At 74.8% G+C, this 23582-nt stretch carries 16 protein-coding genes; 11 read left to right on the top strand and 5 right to left on the bottom strand.

Annotated features, from left to right (window positions below; genetic code table 11):
• Positions 1–242: 242 nt before the first annotated feature.
• Positions 243–965 (top strand): DUF981 family protein, encoded by a 723-nt coding sequence (locus ACFVFS_RS21935; RefSeq protein ID WP_380626282.1) that lies wholly within the window; start codon positions 243–245, stop codon positions 963–965.
• 89 nt (positions 966–1054) lie between these two features.
• Here ACFVFS_RS21935 and ACFVFS_RS21930 read toward each other — a convergent pair whose 3' ends face one another.
• Positions 1055–2299, bottom strand: coding sequence for an MFS transporter (locus tag ACFVFS_RS21930; protein WP_380626281.1), 1245 nt, complete (start codon positions 2297–2299; stop codon positions 1055–1057).
• A 127-nt stretch (positions 2300–2426) separates the two neighbouring features.
• Between ACFVFS_RS21930 and ACFVFS_RS21925 the strand changes: the two genes are divergently transcribed.
• Positions 2427–3362, top strand: a complete 936-nt coding sequence (locus ACFVFS_RS21925) for a LysR family transcriptional regulator (RefSeq protein WP_380626280.1) — start codon at positions 2427–2429, stop codon at positions 3360–3362.
• Positions 3363–3550: 188 nt separating this feature from the next.
• Positions 3551–4882 (top strand): TolB family protein, encoded by a 1332-nt coding sequence (locus tag ACFVFS_RS21920; RefSeq protein WP_380626279.1) that lies wholly within the window; start codon positions 3551–3553, stop codon positions 4880–4882.
• A gap of 28 nt (positions 4883–4910) precedes the next feature.
• Here ACFVFS_RS21920 and pflA read toward each other — a convergent pair whose 3' ends face one another.
• The 4 genes from pflA to ACFVFS_RS21900 form a co-directional block, all read right to left on the bottom strand.
• Entirely contained in the window at positions 4911–5672 is a 762-nt protein-coding gene (gene pflA / locus ACFVFS_RS21915) for a pyruvate formate-lyase-activating protein (protein WP_380626278.1), read from the bottom strand.
• Between the two features lie 89 nt (positions 5673–5761).
• Complete coding sequence (pflB, locus tag ACFVFS_RS21910; protein ID WP_380626277.1) at positions 5762–8044, bottom strand: formate C-acetyltransferase; 2283 nt, start codon at positions 8042–8044, stop codon at positions 5762–5764.
• Between the two features lie 17 nt (positions 8045–8061).
• Entirely contained in the window at positions 8062–10710 is a 2649-nt protein-coding gene (gene adhE, locus ACFVFS_RS21905; protein ID WP_380626276.1) for a bifunctional acetaldehyde-CoA/alcohol dehydrogenase, read from the bottom strand.
• Positions 10711–10873: 163 nt separating this feature from the next.
• Positions 10874–11737, bottom strand: a complete 864-nt coding sequence (locus tag ACFVFS_RS21900; RefSeq protein WP_380626275.1) for a universal stress protein — start codon at positions 11735–11737, stop codon at positions 10874–10876.
• Between the two features lie 356 nt (positions 11738–12093).
• Here ACFVFS_RS21900 and ACFVFS_RS21895 point away from each other — a divergent pair, with 356 nt between their 5' ends.
• The 8 genes from ACFVFS_RS21895 (at position 12094) to ACFVFS_RS21860 (ending at position 23338) form a co-directional block, all read left to right on the top strand.
• Positions 12094–12858, top strand: a complete 765-nt coding sequence (locus tag ACFVFS_RS21895; RefSeq protein WP_380626274.1) for an HPF/RaiA family ribosome-associated protein — start codon at positions 12094–12096, stop codon at positions 12856–12858.
• 259 nt (positions 12859–13117) lie between these two features.
• Entirely contained in the window at positions 13118–14818 is a 1701-nt protein-coding gene (locus tag ACFVFS_RS21890) for a sensor histidine kinase (protein ID WP_380626273.1), read from the top strand.
• Positions 14815–15516: a response regulator gene (locus tag ACFVFS_RS21885; protein WP_380626272.1), complete on the top strand. Its 702-nt coding sequence runs from the start codon at positions 14815–14817 to the stop codon at positions 15514–15516. The genes ACFVFS_RS21890 and ACFVFS_RS21885 overlap by 4 nt, the downstream gene beginning before the upstream one ends.
• A 207-nt stretch (positions 15517–15723) precedes the next feature.
• On the top strand, positions 15724–16509 hold the full coding sequence (locus tag ACFVFS_RS21880; protein ID WP_380626271.1) for an ABC transporter ATP-binding protein: 786 nt from the start codon (positions 15724–15726) through the stop codon (positions 16507–16509).
• A 124-nt stretch (positions 16510–16633) separates the two neighbouring features.
• Positions 16634–19198 carry an ABC transporter permease gene (locus tag ACFVFS_RS21875; protein WP_380626270.1) on the top strand — a complete coding sequence of 855 codons (2565 nt, stop codon included), beginning with the start codon at positions 16634–16636 and terminating at the stop codon, positions 19196–19198.
• A gap of 215 nt (positions 19199–19413) precedes the next feature.
• Positions 19414–21405, top strand: a complete 1992-nt coding sequence (locus ACFVFS_RS21870) for a hypothetical protein (protein WP_380626269.1) — start codon at positions 19414–19416, stop codon at positions 21403–21405.
• Between the two features lie 166 nt (positions 21406–21571).
• Positions 21572–22255: a pyridoxamine 5'-phosphate oxidase family protein gene (locus ACFVFS_RS21865; RefSeq protein ID WP_380626268.1), complete on the top strand. Its 684-nt coding sequence runs from the start codon at positions 21572–21574 to the stop codon at positions 22253–22255.
• A 345-nt stretch (positions 22256–22600) separates the two neighbouring features.
• The gene (locus tag ACFVFS_RS21860; protein ID WP_380626267.1) at positions 22601–23338 is read left to right on the top strand and encodes a class I SAM-dependent methyltransferase; all 738 of its coding nucleotides are present in this window, start codon (positions 22601–22603) and stop codon (positions 23336–23338) included.
• The last annotated feature ends 244 nt before the right edge of the window (positions 23339–23582 follow it).

The following is a 23582-nucleotide window of genomic DNA, read 5'->3' as shown; positions in this document are numbered from 1 at the left end:
GTGTGTTCCGATGCCACGACGGTACGAAGCGCGGGCCGCGCGCCGCATGCGGCCACGGGTTGAAGTTCGGGTAAACCTGGGGCGTAGCCCCGGCCGCCCTCATCCCGGCGGTTGACGGACCCGCCGCGCCGGCCCCGGAGCCGGCGCGGCCGGCGGCCCCGTCCTCGCCCGACCGGGTGGCAGAGCCGTCCGAACGGCGTCGGTGCGGCGGTCGCGCGGACCGGGCTTCCTACGATCCGCACATGACACAGCACGCACTGTCACTCCTGGCCGACGGTCTGAAGATCGACTGGGCCAGGATGCCGACCTACAACACGATCATGTCGGTGGCCGCCGGCGCCGGACTGCTCCTCGTGGTCGCGCTCGGCCGCAGGTTCCTCGCTCCCGGGCCGATCGCCACCCTGGACGGCTGGGCGCTGGCCTTCAGCGCCCTCGGCTTCACCCTCGTCGTCACCGGCCTGCACATGACCCTGACGTGGCCGCTCGCGGGGCAGGGCTTCCCCTTCGACAACATCATCTTCGGCGAACCGGCCCTCGCCTTCGGCGTCTTCCTGCTCTCCGCCGCCTTCTACCTCTGGAAGCGCGGCGCCGAACTGCTCGGCGAGGAGCGGGTGGCCCGCACGGCCCGGATCGCCGGGCCCATCTCGCTGTTCGTCTTCGGCATGGGCCTCGCCTGCTTCGGCATCGCCGCCGCCGGCTGGAAGTACACGCTCTTCGCGGCCCCGCCGGAGGAGCCCATCTCCGGCGAGTTCTCGGACTGGCCGTGGCTGGAGGCGAGCTTCATGTCGGGCCTGTACGTGCTGGTCGGCATCGGCGCGCTGCTGTTCCCGCTCGCGCTGCGCCGCCCCGCCGGGTGGCCCGTGCCGGTGGTCGGCGTCGCCTGGGGGCTGTCCGGGCTCGCCTTCCTCGTCTTCGGCGGACTCAACTACTTCACGCACATCGGCCTGATCGTCAACACCATGTGATCCGTGCCGCTCCGGGCCGCGGACTCCTGACGGGGGGCAGGCCCCCGGCCGGGGCCGGTCGGCTGGCGGGGGCGGCGCGGCGCGGCGCGTCATGCGCGGACGGGGGACGGCGCCGGGGCGGGCGGCGGTGTGCGGTCGCGGCGGGGCAGCAGGAGGGGACTGGCCAGCATGAGCAGCCCCGCCACCACGAGCGCCGCGCGGGGGCCGGTGGCGCCGGCGAGCAGCCCGCCGAGGGCGGTGAGCACGGCGATGGCCGCCTGCTGGCCGATCGACCAGGCCGACAGGGTGCGGGCGACGAGCTCCTTGGGCGTGTGTTCGAGCCGGTAGGCGGCGAGCACCGGGTTGAACAGGCTCATGTTGACGATGATCGCCAGCTCGACGGCGATCACGGTCACCAGGCCGACCACGCCGGGGCGGACGAAGGCCAGGCCGATCAGCCACACCGCGCGCAGCGCGCCGACGGTCCGCAACACCCGGTGGCGGCCGTGCCGGGCCACCACCCGGCCGGCCAGCCGGGAGCCGATCAGGCCGCCGAGGCAGGGGGCGGCGAAGGCGAGGCCGTACTGCCAGGGCGCGAACCCGAGCCGGCCGAGCATCAGCACGGCCAGCAGCGGCTCGGTGGCCATGATCAGGCCGGCCACCAGCACGCTGTTGAGGTAGAGCGCCCGCAGGCCGGGATCGCCCAGGAGGTGCCGCCAGCCGTCGAGCAGGGCGCCCGCCCGGGCCCGGGCCCCGTCGGGCGGCCGCGGCGCCTCCTCCCGGCCTCCGATCGCGCCGATGCCCAGCGCGGACAGCAGGTAGCTGCACGCGTCGGCCAGGACGGTGGTGACCGGCCCGAACAGGCCGATCGCCGCCCCGCCGAGCGGTGGTCCGACGGCGATGGCGCTCCAGTTCGTCGACTCGAACCGCGCGTTGGCCACCAGCAGGTCCTCCGGCCGGACGAGGGCCTTGAGCTGGGCGCCGCTCGCCGCGTTGAACGCGATCCTGGCGGCGGCGACCACGGCGGAGACCGCCAGCAGCTGTGCGAAGCCGAGCCGGCCGAGGGCGTAGGCGACCGGGATCGACGCCATGGCGGCACAGCGGACCAGGTCCATCGCGATCATGACCGGGCGCTTGCGGCGGAACTCCACCCACGGCGCGAGCGGCACCGCGATCAGCGCGCCGACCGCCGGTCCCGCCGCGGCGAGCGCGGACACCTCGGCGGGACCGGCGTGCACCACCAGGACGGCGATCAGCGGGAGGGCCCCGAACCCCAGCCCGGACCCGTAGGCGCTCGCCGCGTAGGCCGCCCACAGCCAGCCGAACCGCCGGCCCAGCGCTCTCCTTCCCGTCATGCCCCGCACCCTCCCCTGTACAAACGAGTGTTGACCGGTGAGAGCCAACAGGACCGGATAGAGCGGGGTCAAACAACCGGATCGCCGGATCTTGACAACTATCGGTTGTTCACTAGGGTGGGTCGGCATGGACCTCGAAGCCGTACGCACCTTCGCCGCCGTCGCCGAGGCGGGCCAGTTCCAGAAGGCGGCCGCCGACCTGTCGATCACCCAGCAGGCCGTCTCCAAGCGCATCGCCGCGCTGGAGCGCGACCTCGGCGTCCGGCTGTTCGACCGCACGCCCCGCGGCGCCGAGCCCACCATCGACGGGCAGGCGTTCCTGCCGCACGCGCGCGAGCTGCTGCGGGTGGCCGAGCGCGCGGTCGCGTCCGTGCACGCCGGCCGCCGGCCGCTGCGGGTCGACGTGATCAGCTCGCGCGGCGCCGGCTCGGGCCTGCTGCGCGACTTCCACCGGGCCCACCCCGCGACCGAGCTGGACGTGCTGATGCTGCTGGAGATCGACGCCGCTGTGGCCGCCATCCGGTCCGGGGCGATCGACGCCTCGTTCCGGGCCGTCGCCGCGCCCGGACGGCGCCTGCCCGAGGACATCGAGGCCGTCCGGGTGGTCGACGAGCCGCTCCAGCTCCTCACCGGCCCCGGCCACGCGCTGGCGGGCGCCCGGTCGGTGACCCTCGCCCAGCTCGCCGGGCACCGGATCTGGATGCCGGGTCTGCTGCCCGGCAGCGAGTGGGCGGCCTACTACGACGACCTGGTCGCCGAGTTCGGGCTCACCATCGAGGCGACCGGGCCCAACTTCGGCTCCGACGCGCTGCTCGACACCGTCGCCGACACCCCGGCCCTGGCCACCTTCATGGGCGGGCTCACCCGCCTCGTCTGGCCGGCCGGCCACGGGCTGCGCCTCATCCCGGTCACCGACCCCGTGCCCGTCTACCCGCACGCCCTCCTGTGGCACCGCGACAACCCCCACCCGGCCCTGGCCGCCCTGCGCGCCCACCTCGCCACGGCGGCACCCGCCCCCGACGCCCCCGGCACCTGGCGCCCGGCCTGGGTGATCGAGCGCTGAGCGGACCGCGGGTCCGCCGGTCCGCCGACCGCCGGGACTCACCGGCGGCGTATTCTCCGGCCGGTTTCCACCCGTACGGTTGACCGCCGGCCGCCTCCGGCGCTTGGCTCTCCCCGGGGCCGCCGGCACGGGCAGCAGCGGCGGGCCGGACCGACCACCAGGGAACCATCCGGGGAGGACGCATCACCATGGAACCGACGAACCGAACGGCCCGCACCCGCCGCCTGGCCCGCGCCGCCTGTGTGCTCGCGCTCGCCGCGGTCGTCACCGCCACCGCCGCACCCGCCCAGGCCGCTCCGGCCTGGGGCCCCACCGTCCAGGTCGACCTCGGCCCGGACGGCACCCGGGCGGACGGCCAGTCGCTCAGCCTCGGCATCAGCGGCAACGGCCGCTACGCGCTGTTCGGCTCCTCCGCGACGAACCTGCTGGCGGGGACCGCGGCCCCCGTCTACGGCCTGTACGTGCGCGACCTGCGCACCGGGCGGATCGAACTGGTCAGCCGCGCCGAGGACGACACCCCGCTGACCAACGTCAGTGATACGGCGGGCATCAGCGGCGACGGCCGCTACATCGCGTTCGCCGCCGAGGCGAACGGGGCGTTCAACCTCTACGTCCGCGACCGCGTCCGGGACCGCACCCGGCTGCTCACCGGCCCGTGGTCGGGCGTCCACCACTTCTTCCAGCCGTCCATCAGCGCCGACGGCCGGTACATCGCCTTCATGTCGTCCGACGCGGACGTGGTGCCCGGCGCCCCCGTCACCCCGGACACCCGCAACGTCTACGTCACGGACCGCGTCACCGGCGCCACCCGCCTGGTCAGCGTCGGAGCCGACGGCCAGGCCGCCGACGGCCCGTCCGAGAGCCCGACGATCAGCGCGGACGGCCGGACGGTCGGCTACGGCTCCAAGGCGACGAACCTCGTCCAGGCCGCGCCCGGGGACACCGCCGACCTGCTCCGCCCGCGCCGCACCACCCTGTACGCCACCGACCTGCGCCGCGGCACCACGGTGGTGGCCGGCCTCAACCCCGACGGGACGCCCGGGTCGGCGGACCAGGTGCTCACCCTCAGCCCCGACGGCCGCTTCGCCGTCTACGGGCTCGGCGCGTTCCCGCTGCCGGGCGGCAAGTCCCGCACCGAACTCTTCCTCAGCGACCTGCGGACCGGCCGGGTGAAGAGCCTGCGGACCTCGGCCAACCCGGACGCGATCTGCTGGGGGAGCCCCGGGGCGGCCGTCACCGACGACGACCGCTGGGTCTACTTCTCCGGCGGCTGCTCCGACACCATCATCCGGGCGCCTCAGGCCCGGTACGACCTCTACCGCCAGGACCTGAGGACCGATCGCATCGAACTCGTCAGCACGGCCGCCGACGGCACGGAGGAGGACGGCTCCTCGACCCTCCCGTTCGTCACCGACAACGGCCGTACGGTGCTGTTCTCCAGCGTCAGCGGCAACCTCGTCCCCGGTGACCCCGGCGTCGTCGACTGGCACGTCTACGCCCGCTCGCTGGGCGGCAGGTGAGCGGCCCGGCGGACGGCCGGACCGGCGGTCAGACCGCGTGCAGGCCGTGCGCGGTGAACACCGCGCGGGCCGCGGCGGTCTGCTCGGCGGTCGGGGCCGGGGTGTCGGCGAGCGGGAAGTCGAGGCCGAGGGCGCGCCACTTGGCGGCGCCGAGCTTGTGGAAGGGCAGCACGTCGACCCGGCTGACGTTGCCGAGCGAGGCGGCGAAGGAGGCGACCCCTTCGACGTTCTCGGCGGGGTCGGTGAGGCCGGGGACGAGCACGAAGCGCACCCAGACCTCGGTGCCGAGCCCGGCCAGGCGGCGGGCGAAGTCCAGGGTGGGGGAGAGCCGGCGGCCGGTCACCTGGCGGTAGAGGGCGCGGTCCCAGGACTTGACGTCCAGCAGGACCAGGTCGGTGTCGGCGAGCAGGGCGTCGTCGGCGCGGGCGCCGAGGTAGCCGGAGGTGTCCAGGGCGGTGTGCAGGCCGAGTTCGTGCTTGAGGCGGTGCAGGAGTTCGCCGGTGAGCGCGGGCTGGAGGAGCGGCTCGCCGCCGCTGACGGTCGCGCCGCCGCCGGAGGCGCCGATGAAGGCGGTGTACTTGGCGGCCTCCCGGACGATCTCGTCGGCGGTGACCGGGCGGCCGTCGCTCAGGTAGCGGGTGTCGGGGTTGTGGCAGTACTGGCAGCGCAGCGGGCAGCCGGCCAGGAAGGCCACGAAGCGGGTGCCCGGGCCGTCGACGCCGGTGGACAGGTCCCAGGAGTGCAGCATGCCGGTCGCGGAGGCGGCGGGGGCGGGGGCGCCGTCGGTCATCGCGTTCTTCCTCTCCAGCGGTACGGGGCGCCGCCGGTGCCCGGGGTTCCGGGGCACCGGCGGCGCGGGGGCGGGTGGGGGCGGCGGGGCTACAGCGCGTCGTGGAAGGTGCGGTTGATCACGTCGAGCTGCTGCTCGCGGGTGAGCCGGACGAAGTTGACCGCGTAGCCGCTGACCCGGATGGTCAGCTGCGGGTAGTTCTCCGGGTGGGCCATCGCGTCCACCAGGGTGTCCCGGTTCAGGACGTTGACGTTCATGTGGAAGCCGCCGACGGCGGTGTAGCCGTCCAGCACGCCGACCAGGTTGGTGACCCGCTCCTCCGCCGTGCGGCCGAGCGCGTCCGGGGCGACGGTGTGGGTGAGCGAGATGCCGTCCTCGGCCTCCGCGTAGGGGAGCTTGGCGACCGACAGCGCGCTCGCGACGTAGCCGTGGCGGTCGCGGCCGTTCATCGGGTTGGCGCCGGGCGAGAACGGCTCGCCCGCCCGGCGGCCGTCCGGGGTGTTGCCGGTCTTCTTGCCGTACACCACGTTGGAGGTGATGGTGAGGACGGACTGGGTGTGCTCGGCGCCCCGGTAGGTGGGGTGCTTGCGCACCTTGCGCATGAACTCCTCGACCAGGTGGACGGCGATGGCGTCCGCGCGGTCGTCGTTGTTGCCGTACGCAGGGTACTCGCCCTCGATCCGGTAGTCGGTGACCAGGCCCGTGCCGTCCCGCACCGGGGTGACCTTCGCGTACTTGATCGCGGACAGCGAGTCCGCCGCCACCGCGAGGCCGGCGATGCCGCAGGCCATGGTGCGGCGCACGTCCCGGTCGTGCAGCGCCATCTCCAGGCGCTCGTAGGCGTACCTGTCGTGCATGTAGTGGATGACGTTGAGCGCGTGGACGTACGTCCCGGCGAGCCACTCCATCTGCTCGTCGAAGCGCGCCATCACCTCGTCGTAGTCGAGCACCTCCGAGGTGATCGCCCCGGTGTCGGGGCCGACCTGCTCGCCCGACTTCTCGTCCCGGCCGCCGTTGACGGCGTAGAGCAGCGTCTTGGCGAGGTTCACCCGGGCGCCGAAGAACTGCATCTGCTTGCCGACCGCCATCGCCGAGACGCAGCAGGCGATCGCGGTGTCGTCGCCGAAGCGCGGGCGCATCAGCTCGTCCGACTCGTACTGCACCGAGGAGGTGTCGATCGACACCTCGGCGCAGAACTCCTTGAAGCCGAGGGGCAGTCGGGGCGACCAGAGGACGGTCAGGTTGGGCTCGGGCGCCGGACCGAGGTTGTACAGGGTCTGCAGGTACCGGAAGGAGGTCCGGGTGACCAGGGTGCGGCCGTCCGCGCCCATGCCGCCGATCGACTCGGTGACCCAGGTCGGGTCGCCGGAGAACAGCTCGTCGTACTCGGGGGTGCGCAGGAAGCGGACGATCCGCAGCTTGATGACGAAGTCGTCGACCAGCTCCTGGGCCTGCTCCTCGGTCAGCAGCCCGGCGTCGAGGTCGCGCTGCAAGTAGACGTCGAGGAAGGTCGAGGTGCGGCCGAGCGACATGGCCGCGCCGTTCTGCTCCTTCACCGCCGCCAGGTAGGCGAAGTACAGCCACTGGACGGCCTCCCGGCCGGTCGTGGCCGGCCCGGCGATGTCGTACCCGTAGGCCGAGGCCATCGCCTTGAGCTCGCCCAGCGCGCGGATCTGCTCGGCGAGCTCCTCGCGCAGGCGGATCGTGTCCTCCAGCCGCGCCGGGTCGGTGGGGGCGGCGTCAAGATCCGCCTTCTCGGCGAGCTTCGCCGCCACCAGCCGGTCCACGCCGTAGAGGGCGACCCGGCGGTAGTCGCCGATGATCCGGCCGCGGCCGTAGGCGTCCGGCAGGCCGGTGACGACGCCGGCCTTGCGGGCGGCCCTGATCTCGGGTGTGTAGGCGTCGAACACCCCGGCGTTGTGGGTCTTGCGGTACTCGGTGAAGACCTTCTCCAGCCCCGGGTCGACCGGGTAGCCGTAGGTCCGCAGCGCGCCGGCGACCATCCGCCAGCCGCCGTTGGGCATGATCGCGCGCTTGAGCGGGGCGTCGGTCTGCAGGCCGACGATCAGCTCCCGCTCCCGGTCGATCCAGCCGGGGGCGTGTGCGGTGATGGTGGAGGGGATGTCGTACGCGACGTCGTGGACGCCCTTGGCACGCTCCTCGGGGAAGCGCTCGGTGATCCGCCGCCAGACCGCGAGGGTCCGCTCGGTGGGGCCGGCCAGGAAGGCGGCGCCGCCCTCGTACGGGGTGTAGTTGCGCTGGACGAAGTCGCGCACGTCGACCGCGTCCTGCCAGGGGCCGCCGGCGAAGCCGTCCCAGGCTCCGGCCGGGGCGGAAGCGGTCCGCGGCTGCGTCTGCTGCGAGGTGGTCATCTCGGGGGTGTCCCTTCTCAGGCCTGGTCGCCGTAGTAGGCCTGGCGCATCAGCCGCTGCATGTCGGCGAGCAGCGGCATCCGGGGGTTGGCGGGGGCGCACTGGTCCTCGTAGGCGTTCATCGCCTGCTGCGGCAGCGCCGTCAGGAAGGCCTCCTCGTCGACCCCGGCGTCCTTGAAGGAACGCGGGATGCCGACCCGGTCGCGCAGCTCCTCGACCGCCGCCGCGAGCGACTCGACGCCCTGCTCCGGGGTGGCGGCCGGCAGGCCGAGCGTCCGGGCGATCGCCTGGTAGCGCTCCGGGGCCACGTAGCTCTGGTACTTGGGCCAGCCGGTGACCTTCGCCGGGGCCGAGCCGTTCCAGCGGATCACGTGCGGCAGCAGCAGCGCGTTGGTCCGCCCGTGGGCGACGTGGAAGGTGCCGCCCAGGGTGTGCGCCATCGCGTGCACGGCGCCCAGGAAGGCCGAGCCGAAGGCCATGCCGGCGATCGTCCCCGCGTTGTGCATCCGCTCCCGGGCCTGCGGGTCCTCCGGCCCGGCGGTCACCGCCCGCTCCAGGTTCTCGAAGATCAGCCGGATGCCCTGCAGCGCCAGGCCGTCGGTGAAGTCGTTGGCGTAGACCGAGACATAGGTCTCGATGCAGTGGGTGAGGGCGTCGAACCCGGTGTCGGCGGTGACGTCCGCGGGCAGCCGGGTGGTGAGCGCCGGGTCGACGATCGCCACGCTCGGGGTGAGCGCGTAGTCGGCGAGCGGGTACTTCTGGCCGGTGGCGGTGTCGGTGATCACCGCGAACGGGGTGACCTCGCTGCCGGTGCCCGAGGTGGTCGGGATGCACACCAGCCTGGCCTTCTCGCCCAGGTCGGGGAAGGTGAAGGCGCGCTTGCGGATGTCGAAGAACTTCTCCTTGAGGTCCGCGAACTCCACCTCCGGGTGCTCGTACATCAGCCACATCACCTTGGCCGCGTCCATCGGCGAGCCGCCGCCGAGCGCGATGATGGTGTCCGGCTCGAACTCCCGCATCAGCTCCGCGCCCCGGCGCACCGTATCGATGCTCGGGTTGGGCTCGACGTAGTCGACGACCCGGACCTCGACCGGCTCCCGGCGCCGGTCCAGCACGCCCCGGATCCGCTCCAGGTGGCCGATCGCCACCATGGTGTGGTCGGTGACCACCACGATGCGGTGCGCGTTCGGCATGCTCGCCAGGTACTTGACGGAGTTGCGCTCGAAGAAGATCTTCGGCGGGACCTTGAACCACTGCATGTTGGTGTTGCGCCGCCCGATCCGCTTGATGTTCACCAGGTTCAGCGCCGAGACGTTGCCCGCCACCGAGTTGTGCCCGTAGCTGCCGCAGCCCAGGGTCAGCGAGGGCGTGAAGGCGTTGTAGACGTCGCCGATGCCGCCCTGCGAGCTGGGCGCGTTCCAGATGATCCGGCAGGCCTTGACGGCGTGCCCGAACTCCTCGGTGAACGCCGCGTCCTCGGTGTGCACCGCGGCCGAGTGCCCGAGCCCGTCGAACTCCACCATCGCGGCGGCCAGTTCGACGCCCTCCCGGCGGGATCCGGCGGTCAGCACGGCGAGCACCGGGCAGAGCTTCTCCCGGGTGAGCGGCTCGGCCGGGCCGACCTCCTCGCAGTCGGCGAGGATCACCGAGGTGTCGGCCGGCACCTCGAAGCCGGCCGCCTCGGCGATCTCGGCGGCGGTGCGGCCCACCACCTCGGCGTTCAGCTTCGCACCCGCGCAGGAGACGCCGTCCCCGACGCCGAACACGTACCGCTCCAGCAGCGCCTTCTCCTCGGCGCTCGCGTGGTGCGCCTTCAGCCGGCGGAACTCGGCGAGCGCGGCGTCGCGGATCTCCGCGTCCAGGATCACGGCCTGCTCGGAGGCACAGATCATGCCGTTGTCGAAGGTCTTCGACAGCACGATGTCGTTCACCGCCCGGCGCAGGTCCGCGCTGCGCTCGACGTACGCCGGCACGTTGCCCGCGCCGACGCCCAGGGCCGGCTTGCCGCAGCTGTAGGCCGCCCGCACCATGCCGTTGCCGCCGGTGGCGAGGATGGTCGCGACGCCCGGGTGGCGCATCAGCTCCTCGGTGGCCGCCATCGACGGCTCCTCGATCCACTGGACGCAGTGCTCCGGTGCCCCGGCCGCCACCGCGGCCTCGCGGACGATCCGGGCGGCCTCGGCCGAGCAGCGCTGCGCGGCCGGGTGGAAGGCGAAGACGATCGGGTTGCGGGTCTTGAGCGCGAGGAGCGCCTTGAAGATCGTGGTGGAGGTGGGGTTGGTCACCGGTGTGATGCCGGCGACCACGCCGACCGGCTCGGCGATCTCCACGATGCCGTCGATCTCGTCCCGGCGCACCACCCCGACGGTCTTCGTCCGGGCCATCACATGGGTGACGTTCTCGCAGGCGAAGACGTTCTTGACGGCCTTGTCCTCGAACAGGCCCCGCCCGGTCTCCTCCACCGCCAGGACGGCGAGGCCGGTGTGCTGGGCCAGTGCGGCCAGGGAGGCCTTCCTGACGATGTGGTCGATCTGCTCCTGGGTGAAGGAGGCGTACTCCTCCAGGGCGGTGAGGGCGGCGGCGACCAGCCCGTCGACGCTGACGGGTGGGGTGGGGAGAGCGCTCGTGGGCGACGGCTGCGCGTCGCGCTGCGGGCGGGTCGTCATGCTGGACTGCCTTTCCGGTCATCGTCCGACATCGGGCGCCGTGGGCGCCTTCGATTCCAGGTTCCTTGCTCGGGGGCCGGCGGGGATCCGCCCAACGGGACCTGTTCGCGGGTCCGAAGGTCCCTGCCGCGGCGGGTGGTTGGCCCCGCCGCGGCGGCCGGGGTCAGTCGTGCGGGACGACCGCGACCGGGGCGTGCGCGTGGTGCAGCACCGACTGGGCCACCGGCCCGAGGTGGGGTCCGGTCAGCGGGTGCCTGACCGCCCGCCGGCCGAGCACCACCAGCGAGGCGCCGTGCGAGGCCTCCACCAGCGCCCGGCTCGGGCTCCAGGGGCTCACCGCGGCCTCGACCGGGACCTGCGGGTACTTCTCCCGCCAGCGGGCCAGCGCGTCCTCCAGCCGGAGCTGCTCGGCGGCGGCCATCGCCTCCCGGATCTCGGCCTGCTCGACGGGCGCCCGGGTCGTGTAGGTGTCGTGGGAGGTGCTCCGGCTCTCCACCGCCCGCAGGCCGACGCCGTGGTCGGCGGCCTGCTGGAAGGCGAACTCCAGGACGGCGTCGCACGAGCGGTCGCTCTCCACGCCCACCACGACGTCCCCGGCCGCGTCGCCGTCCTCCCGCGCCGCGGCCGCCCGGACCAGGACGACGGGGCACAGCGACCGGGCGGCCGTCCGCAGCCCGACCGAGCCCACCAGCAGCCCGGCGAACCCGCCGAGGCCGCGCGACCCCAGGACCAGCAGCTCCGCCCGCTCGCTCGCGGCGGCGAGGGTGTACGCCGGATGCCCGGGCTGCACCTCGCAGGTGACGTCCAGCTCGGGCAGCGCGGCGGCGACCCCGTCGCAGAGGTCGGCCACCCGGCCGGGCAGGGCGGCCCCGCCGCCCAGGTCGCGCTCCAGGGCGTCGGCCTCCGTCCCCGCCACGTGGATCATCCGCAGCGGGAGCCCCCGCCGGCCCGCCTCGCGGGCGGCCCACTCGGCCGCGGCCGCGCTCGGCGCCGAACCGTCGATCCCCACCGTCACGTTGTGCGCCATGCCTGCGCCCTCCCGGTCCTCGGCGGTCCGCGCCACCGGTGTGCGCGGCCCCGTTCGACCACCAGCGTCCCGCCGGCCGGACGCCCGGCCCCAGGGTCCGAGCAGCCCCATCCGCCCGCCGAAGGTCCCGGGGCGGCTGCGCCCTTCGGGCCGCCGCGCGGGCGTTCGCCGAGGCGGCGGGCGGTCCGAGCGGGCCGCCCGGGACCCTCGGGCACATCGCACCGGGACCGGTGGCGGCCGGGAGGGGGTCCTCCGGCCCTGCCTCCCCGGCGCCCGCCCCCGGAGGATCGGTGCCGTGAACACGGCGACGCGGTCGAGGTGTTCACGTCCCGGCTCCTTCAGGAAAGGACGTTCCGATGACCCAGCTCCAGAGCCCGCCCACCGTCGGGATCACCGTCGCGACCCGCGGCCAGGTCTCGCTCGCCGCGCCCGACTACGCCCGGGCGAAGGTGGAGGCCGTGCTCCGCCGGATCCACGAGCCGGTCCTGGCGGTGCGGGTGAAGCTGACCCAGGAGCCGCACCACTCGGTGGCCCGTCCGTCCGTCGCCCAGGCCGTCGTGGACCTGAACGGCCGTCCGGTCCGGGCCCAGGTCGCGGCCGCCACCATGCAGGAGGCCGTCGACCGGCTCCAGGACCGCCTCGGCACCAAGCTCGCCAAGGTGCGCCAGTGCCACCACACGGGCGCCTGGGTCGGCCGCGGCGGCGAGGAGCACAGCCCGCAGCACGTCGAGCGGGCGGCGCCGGAGCGGCGGATCGTCCGGCACAAGGCCTACGGCCTGGCCCGGCAGAGCGCCTGGGCCGCCGTGCTCGACCTGGAGGCGATGGACTACGCCTTCCACCTGTTCACCGACGCCGGGAGCGGGGCCGACAGCGTGGTCTACCGCGACGCCCGCACCGGCACCCACCGGCTCGCCTCGGTCGGTGCGACCGCCGAGCCCGTCCCCGGACTGACGGTGAGCCCGGCCGCCGTACCGGAGCTGACGACGGACGGGGCGGCGGAACGCCTCGACCTGTCGGGCCTGCCGTTCGTCTTCTTCACCGACACGGCCACCGGGCGCGGGAACGTCCTCTACCACCGCTACGACGGCCACTACGGGCTCATCACACCCGCCCGCGACTGAGCGGCTACCGCCCTCCGGTCCACCCCCGACCGGCGGCCCGGCCGGGGAACGGTCGGCGGACGTCCGGTCGAGCACCGGGCGGGGAGGCCCCCTTCGCCCACCGCGATCGGCGTCCACACCGTCCGGCCCCCGGACGGCCCGGGTGCGGCAGGCCGACGCGGATCCCGGGGCCCTCCGCCCGGGCCTCCGGCGTTCGGCGGAGGGGCGGCTCATCCCCAGGTCGCACGAGGGCGGGTGCGGCGGCCTGGAGAATGGGCCGGTGGCCTTGATCCTCCGACGCGCGTTCACGGTTCCCGGCCGACGGCGCCGGGGGCCGTGGCGTGCGTTCGCGGAGGTGGCCGGCGGCGCCGTGCTGGTGCTCGTGACCCAGCTGATCCTGCAGGGGCCCGGCCCGTCGGCCGAGGTCCGGTTCCTCCTGGCCGCCCTCGCCCTCGCCCTGCTCGCGGTGCGGCGCCGGCGGCCCGTGGCGAGCCTGCTGTGCGTCTCGGCGGTCCTGGGCCTGCTGCCCGCCGCCGGGCTGCCGGCCGCCATGACCGCGTACACCACCGCGCGCCGCCTGACGGCTTCCCGGCGGCGGGGGGCCGTGCTGCTCGCCGCGGCCGCCGTGACGACGCTGAGCTGCGGCCTCTCCGCCCCTGTGACCGGGCTCGGCGGCCACTCCTTCGGGTTCGCGACCGGCGCCGTCCTGGCCACCACCGTGCTGGTGGTGCCGGGGCTGCTGGGCATCGCGCGCGGACAGGAGGACCGGCTGCTGGGCGCGCTGCGCGAGCGCGCCGCCACCGCGGAGGCCGCCCGCCGGATCGCGGACAGCGAGGCCCGGTTGCACGAGCGGTCCAGGATCGCGGCCGAGATGCACGACCTGATCGGTCACCGGCTCAGCCTGATCTCCCTCCACACGGGCGGTCTGGAGATGGCCCTGCAGAAGGAGTCGCCGGAACTGCGGGACGAGGCGGCCCTGGTGCGCAGGACCGTCGGGGACGCGATGCGGGAGCTGCGCGAGGTCCTCGACGTCCTGGGCCCGCTGGACCGCGACACCGGGACCGGTGCCCTGACCGGTGCCACGGGCACCCGGCCCGACGTCGAGGCGCTGGTCACGGAGTCGCGCAGCTGCGGCATCCCCGTCGACCTCCGCTGGGAGGGGCCCGACCTGGACGAGCGGCCGGCGCAGGTGCGGCGCGCGGTGCACCGTGTGGTGCGCGAGTCGCTGACCAACGTGCACCGCTACGCCGCCGGGGCCCGGGTCGCCGTGGCGGTCACCCACACCGCCGACGGGGTCGAGGTGCTCGTGCGCAACGGGCCGGCGCCGGTGCTCCCGCGGGCGGCGGACGGCGCGGGTTCGGGGCGCGGCCATGCCGGGCTGCGGGAACGGGTGGCGCTGCTCGGCGGTGTGCTGGAGGCCGGCCCCACACCGGTCGGCGGCTTCGCCGTGACGGCCCGGATCCCGGCGCGGCCGGACCCGGAGGCGTACCCGGTCGCCGTGGAGCTTCCGCCGGGAGGAACGCCGTCCGGCCCGTCCGCCGCCGACGCGACGGCCGAGCGGCCGCCCACCGGTCTCCGGCGCCGTTTCGTGGGGACCCTCGGCGCGTTCCTCGGACTCCTGGGCGTGGGCGTGATGATGATGGGCAGCCTCGTGCTGGTCGGTCAGGCGTTCCCCGACCCCGAACCCCGCAGCCAGGAGCCGCCCCGGATCGGGATGCCGCGCGCGCTGGTCGAGCAGGCCGTGTACGGGGACAGCGCGCCGGCGCGCGCGGCGGCGACCGGCCGCGAGCCGGCCCGGCCCGAGGCCGTGACGGACTGCCTGTACTCGACCCTCCCGTTCGAGGGCCCCGCCGCGGACGGCGAGCGGGACCCCGACCGGCTCGGAATCACCAGGTACTGCTTCCGTGGCGATACCTTGGCAGCGATCGACCGCTTCACCGTGCCGCTCGTGTCGCGCACACCACCGTGGGAGTCCCCGTGACCGACCTTCCCCTGTCCGGGCACCGCCCGGTGCGGGTCCTGCTCGCCGACGACGAGGAGCTGATCCGGCACGGCGTGCGGCTGATCCTGCGCCATGCCGAGGGCATCGAGGTGGTGGGCGAGGCGTCGAACGGCGAGGAGGCCGTGCGGACCGCCGCCCTGACCCGGCCCGACGTGGCCCTCGTCGACATCCGGATGCCCGTGCTCGACGGCCTCGCCGCGATCGGACCGCTCCTGGAGCTGAGCCCCCGGCCGCAGGTCGTGATGCTCACCACCTTCGGCGACGAGAAGAACGTGACGCGCGCGCTGCGGTACGGCGCCACCGGGTTCCTCCTCAAGGACGAGGGCCCGCAGGAGCTGATCAGCGCGGTACGGGCCGCCGCCGCGGGCGACGCGGTCCTGTCGCCGGGAGTCACCCGCACCGTCATCGAGCGCATGCTCGACGGCGACGCCCGCGGCCCCGGCGCCGGACCGGGCCGCGGGGCGGACCCGACGGAGCCGCTGGACGCGCTCACCGACCGGGAACGCGACGTCCTCACCCTGCTGGGCCAGGGCCTCGCCAACGCGGAGATCGGCCGCAGTCTGGGCATCGGCGTGGGCACGGTGAAGACCCACGTCAGCGCCGTCCTGGTGAAGACGGGCACGGGCAGCCGCCTCCAGGCCGCGGTCCTCGCCCACCGCGTCGGTCTGGTGACCTGACCTGACCGGCGCACCGGCGCACCGGCGCACCGCGCACCGCCTCTGTCGAAGGACGGAGACGGCCGTCCGCCCGGAGGACCACCCGCACCCCCGGGTCCGCCCTCCGGCAGACGCCCCGTTCAGGCCCTGAGGGCGACGGTCCGGGCGTCCGGCGCACCGAGGATGAGGAGCAGTCACCCACCTCGTCCCGTCAAGCCCGGAGCCCTTATGCCGATGCAGGCCGCCGCCCCCGTTCCCGCCCGTCCTTCCACGGATTCCGCCGCCGCCCGGGCGACCGGGTTGTGCAAGGTCCACGGCCACGGGGAGACCCGGGTCGTCGCCCTGGACGAGGTCTCGGTGGAGTTCGAACGCGGCCGGTTCACCGCGATCATGGGCCCGTCGGGCTCCGGCAAGTCGACGCTGATGCACTGCATGGCGGGCCTCGACCGGGCCACCGCGGGCTCCGCGCGGATCGGCGGCACCGAACTGACCGACCTGAACGACCGGCAGCTCACCCGGCTCCGCCGGGACAGCGTCGGCTTCGTCTTCCAGGCGTTCAACCTGCTCCCCACCCTCACGGCACTGGAGAACATCACCCTGCCGTCGGCCATCGCGGGCCGCAGGCCCGACCCGGCGTGGCTGGAGACGGTCGTGGCGGCCGTCGGCCTCTCCGGGCGGCTGGGCCACCGCCCCGCCCAGCTGTCGGGCGGCCAGCAGCAGCGCGTCGCCGTGGCCCGGGCCCTCGCGTCCCGCCCGGAGATCGTCTTCGCGGACGAGCCGACGGGCAACCTCGACTCCCGCTCCGGCGCCGAGATCCTGGGCTTCCTGCGGGAGTCCGTCCGCCAGTGGGGCCAGAGCGTCGTCATGGTCACCCACGACCCGGCCGCCGCCGCGTACGCCGACCGCGTGGTCTTCCTCGCCGACGGCCGGCTCACCGACGAGCTGACCGCACCGACCGCCGAGGGCGTGCTGGACCGGATGCGCCGGTACGACACCGGCGCGCGCACCAGCTGACCCGGCGGCCGTCCGCCCTCCGCCGTCCGGCCCGCGCCCGCGCCCGCGCGGCCACCGCCTGCCGCCCGGCCACCGCCACACACCCAGACCACCGCCACACACCCCGGAAGCGGGAACCGCACCCATGCTGCGAACAGCCCTGCGCAACGTCCTCGCGCACAAGGCCCGACTGGCCATGACCGCCCTCGCCATCACGCTCGGCGTCGCCTTCGTCTGCGGCACGCTGGTCTTCGGCGAGTCCGTCACCCATGCCCTGCGCGGAGCATCCGCCCGGAGCCTCAAGGACGTCGCCGTGTCCGTCCAGGCCGCCTCCCGGCGGGCCTCCGACAAGGAGGCGGACGACACCCTCTCCACCGCGCTCACCGGCGAACTCGCCGACCAGGTCCGGGCCCTGCCCGGCGTCACCTCCGTGCACCCGATCGTCAACGGAACCGCGACCCTCGCGGCCAAGGACGGCCGACCGCTCAACGCCGACAGCAGTTGGCAGAACCTGGCCACCAACCACGCACCCGGCACCCCCGGCTCCGACCGTGACGACCGTTTCCCCCTGAACGCCGGACGCGCCCCCGCCACCGGCGGGGAGATCGCACTCGACCGGCACACCGCGGAGAAGGCCGGCTACGCCGTCGGTGACACCGTCCGCTTCGCGACCGAAGGCCCCACGCTCACCGCGACACTGGTCGGCACCGTCGACACCGACGACCCGCGGGTGACCGCGGGCGGCACCCTCGCGCTCTTCGACACCGGCACCGCACAGCGGCTCTTCCTCCAGGCCGGCCGGTTCGACGAACTCGCCGTCGCCTCCGCCCCCGGCACCGACGACCAGGCCCTCACCGATCGGATCCGTGCCCTGCTGCCCACCGACGGCATCACCGTCACCTCCGGCGCCCGGCTCGCGGACGAGCAGGCCCGGCAGATCGCAGCCGGCACCAAGGAACTCACCCGTACGCTGCTGGCCTTCGCGGGGGTCTCCCTCTTCGTCGGTGCCTTCGTGATCGCCAACACCTTCGCCATGCTGACCGCCCAGCGCAGCCGGGAGACCGCCCTGTTGCGCGCGGTGGGAGCCTCCCGCCGCCAGGTCGTGCGAACGGTGCTCGCCGAAGCCGCCCTCCTCGGGCTCGGGGCCTCCGCCGTCGGCATCGCCCTGGGCACCGGCATCGCGGCCGCCACGCGTCCGATCCTGAACGCGGCCGGCGCGGGCCTGCCGCCGGGCCCCCTGATCGTCTCCGTGGACACGCTCGTCCGCGCCCTGCTGGTCGGCGTCGGCGTCACCGTACTCGCCGCCTGGCTGCCGTCCCGGAAGGCGGCCAGGACCGCACCGGTGGAGGCCCTCACCGCCGTCGACCTGGCACCACCCCGGCGCGGCCTGCTGCTCCGCAACAGCCTCGGCACCCTGCTCACCGGCGCCGGCGTCCTCGTCATGCTGTACCTCGCCACGCGCCGGAACGGCTCCGACGCCAACCTCGGAGCCGCCGCGCTCGGCTCCGCGCTCACCCTCACCGGCGTGATCGTGCTCGCGCCCCTGCTCTCCCGCCCGCTGGTTCTTCTGACCGGGATGATCACCACCCGGCTCTTCGGCGCCACCGGCAGGCTCGCCCGGGAGAACGCCCTGCGCAACCCGCGCCGCACCGCGGCCACCGCCTGCGCCCTGATGATCGGACTCACCCTGATCACGGGCCTGAGCGTGACCGGCAGCTCCATGAACGCCGCCCTCAGGGCGGCGGCGGTCGGGGCCCTGACCGCGGACTACCAGGTGACCAACACCGGCTCCGGCGGCATCGACCCCGCCCTCGCCGCCAAGGTCTCCGCCGTCCCGGGGGTCGCACGGGCGGTGCCCCTCGCCTCCACGTCCCTGGGCGCGCGGGGCGAGTACACCACCCTCACCGGCGCCGACCCGCACCGGTTCGCCGACGTGGCCGCGCTGGAGTTCAGCAGCGGATCCCTCGCCGCCGTCGGCCCCGGCCGGATCGCGCTCTCCGACAAGCTGGCCGAGGGCACGGGGCTGACGACGGGCGACACCTTCCGCGGCACCGTCGGCTTCGGCCACGACAAGGAGCTCACCGTCGCGGGCGTCTACCGGTACACCCGCGTGGTCGGCGGCGCCCTGGGCGCCATGGACGACGTCCTGCCGTACGCCGACGGCGGGAGCCCGGACACCGTCCTGGTCAAGGTCGCGCCCGGCGCCGACGGACTCGACCAGCGCATCCGCGAAGCCCTCGGCAACAGCCCGCTGCTGCGGGTGCAGACCCAGGAACAGCTGACGAAGGCCCAGTCGGGACCTGTCGACGCGGTGCTCGGGATGATGTACGGCCTGCTCGGCATGACCGTCGTCATCGCCGCCTTCGGCGTGGTCAACACCCTGGCGATGTCGGTCGTCGAGCGCACCCGCGAGATCGGTCTGCTGCGCGCGATCGGCCTCGACCGGAGGGGCGTCAGGCGGATGCTGCGCCTGGAATCGGTGGTCATCTCGCTGTTCGGCGCCGCCCTGGGCATCGGCACCGGGATCTTCCTGGCCTGGTCGTGCGGGAGCCTCGCCAGGTCCTCGCTCCCGCAGTACGCGATCGTGCTGCCCTGGACGAGCCTCGGCCTGTTCCTGCTGCTCGGCCCGACGATCGGCGTGCTGGCCGCGCTCTGGCCGGCGCGGCGGGCGGCCCGCCTGGACACCCTGCGGGCGATCGGCGCCCACTGAGGGGGCCCGGCGCCGGCGCGCGGGCACCGCGCGGGCGGAGGCCGGCCCGGCGGCGGCTCTCGGCCGTACCGGGCAATTTCCGCGGCGTCCTCGGGCCGGTCGCGTGCGCCCGGCCCCGGGGATGTGGCAGGCAGGAGGGCGGCGGCCGCGCGCCCTCGCCCGTCGCGGGCGGGGCGGCCGACCCTCCCGTCCTGCGACCGAACGGAGCCCCGCCCATGCGCCGACGCCGCGGCGTCCTGCTGACCGCCGCCCTCCTGGCCCAGCTCGCCGCCGGGCCGTCGCACGCGGTGGGCTCCGTTCCCCCCGTCTGGGATCCGGTCGACCAGTGCGGGGTGGTGCGCAGCGGTGACACCCCGTTGGCGGACGCCGAGGTGACGCTCTACCGGGCGGGCGACGGCCCGGACGGTGCGCCGCAGGTGCTGGCCCGTGCCCGCAGCGGGGAGGACGGGCGGTTCGGCCTCGACTACCGCCGCCCGGACGACCCGCACGCCGTGCTCTACGTGCTCGCCGAGCTGCCCCGGTCCGGGGAGAGCGGCGCCCGGGGCGGGCCGGTGGTGCTCGCGGCCGTGCTCAGCGGGGCGCAGGCCCCGCCCGAGCTGGTCGTCAACGAGCGCACCACCGTCGCCGTCGCCTACGCGCTGGCCCGCTTCACCGGCCCGGCCGGCGTCTCCGGCACCGGGCCCGGGCTGCGCAACGCGGCCGCCGTCGCGCACAACCTCGCCGACACCGGTACCGGCGGCGTCGCCGCGACGCTCGCCGCCCCGCCCAACGGTGACCGCACCTCCACCCTGGCCGAGTTCAACACCCTCGCCAACCTGCTCGCCGCCTGCGTCACCGGCGACTCCTGCGAGCTGCTGTTCGACCTGGCCCGCCGCCCCGGCCGGGACCGGCCCCGCGACACCCTGCGGGCCGCCGTGGACATCGCCCACGACCCCGGGCACAACGCCGCCGCCCTCTACGACCTGGCCGCCACCGCCCCGAGCTACCTCCCCGCGCTGCCCGCCGCCCCGGCGGCCTGGACGGTCGCCCTGCGCTACGGCGGCAACGGCCGGGAGCTCGACGGCCCCGGCAACATCGCCTTCGACCGGGACGGCAATGCCTGGGTCACCAACAACTACGAGTACGGCGCCGACCCCGCCGTCCCGGTCTGCGGCGGCCGCGCGGTGCTCAAGTTCACCCCCACCGGCCGGGACGCCCCCGGTGCGCCCTTCCAGGGCGGCGGCCTCTACGGCGCCGGCTTCGGCGTCACCGTCGACGCGCGGGGCAGCGCCTGGGCCGCCAACTTCGGCTTCCAGGGCTCCGGCTGCCCGATCGACCCGGCGCCGCTGGAGCGCAGCGTCTCGCAGTTCGCCCCGGACGGCGCCCCGCTGTCCCCGCCCGACGGCTGGCGCCGGGGCGGCATCGCCCAGCCCCAGGGCATGGCCGCCGACCGGGCCGGCACGGTGTGGGTGGCCAACTGCGGCGGGAACAGCGTGACCAGGATCCCGGACGGTGACGCCACCCGCGCCCAGGAGGTCCCCACCCCCGGTCTGCAGAAGCCCTTCGGCGCGGCCGTGGACCCGGCCGGACGGCTCTGGGCCACCGGCAACGGCAGCGACAGCGTCCAGGTCCTGGCTCCCGACGGCACCCCGGAGCGGACCGTCACCGGCGGCGGCCTGCGCCGTCCGCTGGCCGTCGCCACCGACAGCCGGGGCAACGCCTGGGTCGGCAACAGCGGCATCCTGCCGGTCCCGTGCGGGGACACCACGGCGCAGGAGCTGGCGGACGCCGCCGTCGGCGGCGACGACGGCCCGCGCCCGGGGGCCTCGGTCACCCTGATCGGGGCCGACGGCACCCCGGCCCCGGAACCCTTCGTCAACGGCGGCCTGTTCCTGCCGTGGGGCATCGCCGTCGACGGCGAGGACACGGTCTGGGTCGCGAACTTCGGCGGCCACCGCGTCGCCCGGCTGTGCGGGACCGACCTCTCCGCCTGCCCGCCCGGCTTCCGCACCGGACAGCCGATCTCACCGCCCGACACCGGCTATCCGAGCGACGGCCTGGAGCGGAACACCGGCCTGCGGATCGATCCCTCGGGCAACGTCTGGTTGGTCAACAACTGGCGCACCGTCCCCGTGCAGACCAACCCCGGCGGCCATGAGCTCGTCGTCCTGGTCGGTGCCGCCGCGCCCGTCGCGACCCCGCTGCTCGGCGGTCCTGACCGTCCCTGACCCGCCCGTCCCTGACCCGCCGTCCCTGACCCGCCGGCCCTGACCCGGTCGGGGCAGGGCCGAACGGCCCACGCCCCGCGCCGACCGGGCCCGGGCCGGGGATCCTGCGAGGGGAGCGTTCGAGGGGCGGGCGTGACGAGGAGACCGTGAGCCGAGGAGCCGACCGATGAACCGCACTCCCGACCTTGAGGCCGTCCGGCGGGCCGACCCCGCCGAGGTGGCCCGCCGGATCGTCGAGCGCCGCGACGAGCTGGTCCTCGACGACCGGACCCTGGCCCACCAGGCCGCCATGTCCCCGGCGTACCTGCGGTACCTGCTGGCGGCGGGCCCGTCCTTCGACCCGGCCGGCTTCGTGCGGATCGCGGCCGCGCTGAAGATGACCTGGGCCGAGCTGCTGGAGGACCGGACGGGCGCCCCGCCGGGGCAGTCGCAGCCCGTGCCCGGGACGCCGCGGCCCCTCCTGCTGCACCTCTCCGAGCCGGAGTGCTGGGTCCTGGTGGGCACCCACGGGGTCGGCCGGGTGGGTCTGCCCGGCACCCCGGCGCCGACCGTCTACCCGGTGAACTACGCCGTCGACGGCCGGACGGTCGTCTACCGCACCTCCCCCCGGAGTTCCGCGGCGGCGCCGGACGGCTCACCGCTCTCCTTCCAGGTCGACCACATCGACGACCGGCTGAGCGAGGGCTGGAGCGTGCTGATGCTCGGCTCGGCGCAGCGCGTCGACGACCCCGGGGAGGAGCGGCGCCTCGCCCACCTGCCCGGCGCGACCCCCTGGGCGGGCGGCGACCGTCCGCTGTGGGTGCGGATCACCCCGGACGAGGTGACCGGCCGCCGCCTCGGCGACGGCTGACCACCCCGCCGGGGCCTCAGGGGGTCAGTTGTGGGCGGGCACACCGCACAGGACGCCCGGCAGGCGCAGGAAGCCGTGGTCCGTCGGATCGGCCGCGCCCGCGCCCTGGCAGATCCAGCCGGTCCGGCCGAAGACGGCACCCAGGGCGGCCCCGCGGGTGTCGGTGCCGGTCCAGTCCGACCGACCGCCGGAGCCACACCGAACAGAACGCCATGCGCGCGCCGAACCGAAGACCGACTCCGCCCGGCCCACGGCTGCGCGACGGCGGTGGGCACTTCGTGAGGTCCGCGGTCCGCGCCGAATAATCCGTGGCGCCCGGCCGGATGCTCCGCCTACGATCCGGCCATGCTCAACGCCGAGTTTCGCGATCCCCTGCTCGTGGCCGTCTACGACGCCGAGTTCCCGTGGTCGTACCGGGACGACTTCTTCCTCTCCGTCGTCGAGGAACCGGCGGAGCGCCTGCGTGTCCTCGACCTGGGCTGCGGCACGGGCCGCCTCGCCCTCGGCATCGCGGCCGCCGGACACACGGTGACGGGAGTGGATCCCGCCGCGGCGTCGCTCGACGCCGCTCGTGCGAAGCCCGACGCGGAGAAGGTGACCTGGACGGAGGGCACGTCGCGCGACCTCCCCGACGCGGCCTTCGACGTGGCGGTCATGAGCTCCCATGTCGCACAGTTCTTCGTGACGGACGACGCGTGGGCGGAGGTGCTCGCCGATCTGCGGCGGAGCCTCGTGCCGGGCGGCCGGATCGTCTTCGATTCCCGCGACCCACGGCCCCGGGAATGGGAGGAGTGGACCCCGGTCGAGTCGCTGCGCCACGTCACCCTCCCCGACGGCCGCGAGGTCGCGCTGTGGAACGACGTGGCCGAGGACCGGCCCGGCGTCGTGAGCTTCTCCCAGTACTACCGCTTCCCCGACGGCGGGGAACTGCTGAGCACGGGCACGCTCGCCTTCCGCGGCGAGCACGACCTCCGCGCGTCATTGACGGACGCCGGCTTCACCGTCGATCGGATCTACGGCGGCTGGCACCGCGAACCCGTCGGCTCCGGCGACGGCGAATTCCTGGTGGTCGCGCACATCTGAGCGACCGGTACCGGCCGCCTCGGCCGAGGCGGCCGGCTCGAAAGGGGAGGCCTTGCGGGCCGGATCCGCGCCGTTCAAGTCACTTCGGCAGACCGTCGAGCCCGTCGGCCGGACCCTCAAGGCCCAGCCCGAACTCCAACGCCACCCAGGGCGGTACTTCGGGCGGCGTGATGGCCCGAGTCCTCGCGCCGACCTGCGCGATCTGGCACAACGACCACACCGGCCAGCCCGTCATGCGCTCGCT

The organism is Kitasatospora sp. NPDC057692, from assembly GCF_042799475.1.
Taxonomy (GTDB): Bacteria; Actinomycetota; Actinomycetes; order Streptomycetales; family Streptomycetaceae; genus Kitasatospora.
Note: the sequence above shows the minus strand (reverse complement) of the source record. Positions and strands in the feature narration are given on the sequence as shown.

Coding starts and splice junctions, on each gene's coding strand:
- ACFVFS_RS21935 (WP_380626282.1), top strand. CDS start 243: ATGACACAGCACGCACTGTCACTCCTGGCCGACGGTCTGAAGATCGAC.
- ACFVFS_RS21930 (WP_380626281.1), bottom strand. CDS start 2,299: ATGACGGGAAGGAGAGCGCTGGGCCGGCGGTTCGGCTGGCTGTGGGCG.
- ACFVFS_RS21925 (WP_380626280.1), top strand. CDS start 2,427: ATGGACCTCGAAGCCGTACGCACCTTCGCCGCCGTCGCCGAGGCGGGC.
- ACFVFS_RS21920 (WP_380626279.1), top strand. CDS start 3,551: ATGGAACCGACGAACCGAACGGCCCGCACCCGCCGCCTGGCCCGCGCC.
- pflA (WP_380626278.1), bottom strand. CDS start 5,672: ATGACCGACGGCGCCCCCGCCCCCGCCGCCTCCGCGACCGGCATGCTG.
- pflB (WP_380626277.1), bottom strand. CDS start 8,044: ATGACCACCTCGCAGCAGACGCAGCCGCGGACCGCTTCCGCCCCGGCC.
- adhE (WP_380626276.1), bottom strand. CDS start 10,710: ATGACGACCCGCCCGCAGCGCGACGCGCAGCCGTCGCCCACGAGCGCT.
- ACFVFS_RS21900 (WP_380626275.1), bottom strand. CDS start 11,737: ATGGCGCACAACGTGACGGTGGGGATCGACGGTTCGGCGCCGAGCGCG.
- ACFVFS_RS21895 (WP_380626274.1), top strand. CDS start 12,094: ATGACCCAGCTCCAGAGCCCGCCCACCGTCGGGATCACCGTCGCGACC.
- ACFVFS_RS21880 (WP_380626271.1), top strand. CDS start 15,724: ATGCCGATGCAGGCCGCCGCCCCCGTTCCCGCCCGTCCTTCCACGGAT.
- ACFVFS_RS21875 (WP_380626270.1), top strand. CDS start 16,634: ATGCTGCGAACAGCCCTGCGCAACGTCCTCGCGCACAAGGCCCGACTG.
- ACFVFS_RS21870 (WP_380626269.1), top strand. CDS start 19,414: ATGCGCCGACGCCGCGGCGTCCTGCTGACCGCCGCCCTCCTGGCCCAG.
- ACFVFS_RS21865 (WP_380626268.1), top strand. CDS start 21,572: ATGAACCGCACTCCCGACCTTGAGGCCGTCCGGCGGGCCGACCCCGCC.
- ACFVFS_RS21860 (WP_380626267.1), top strand. CDS start 22,601: ATGCTCAACGCCGAGTTTCGCGATCCCCTGCTCGTGGCCGTCTACGAC.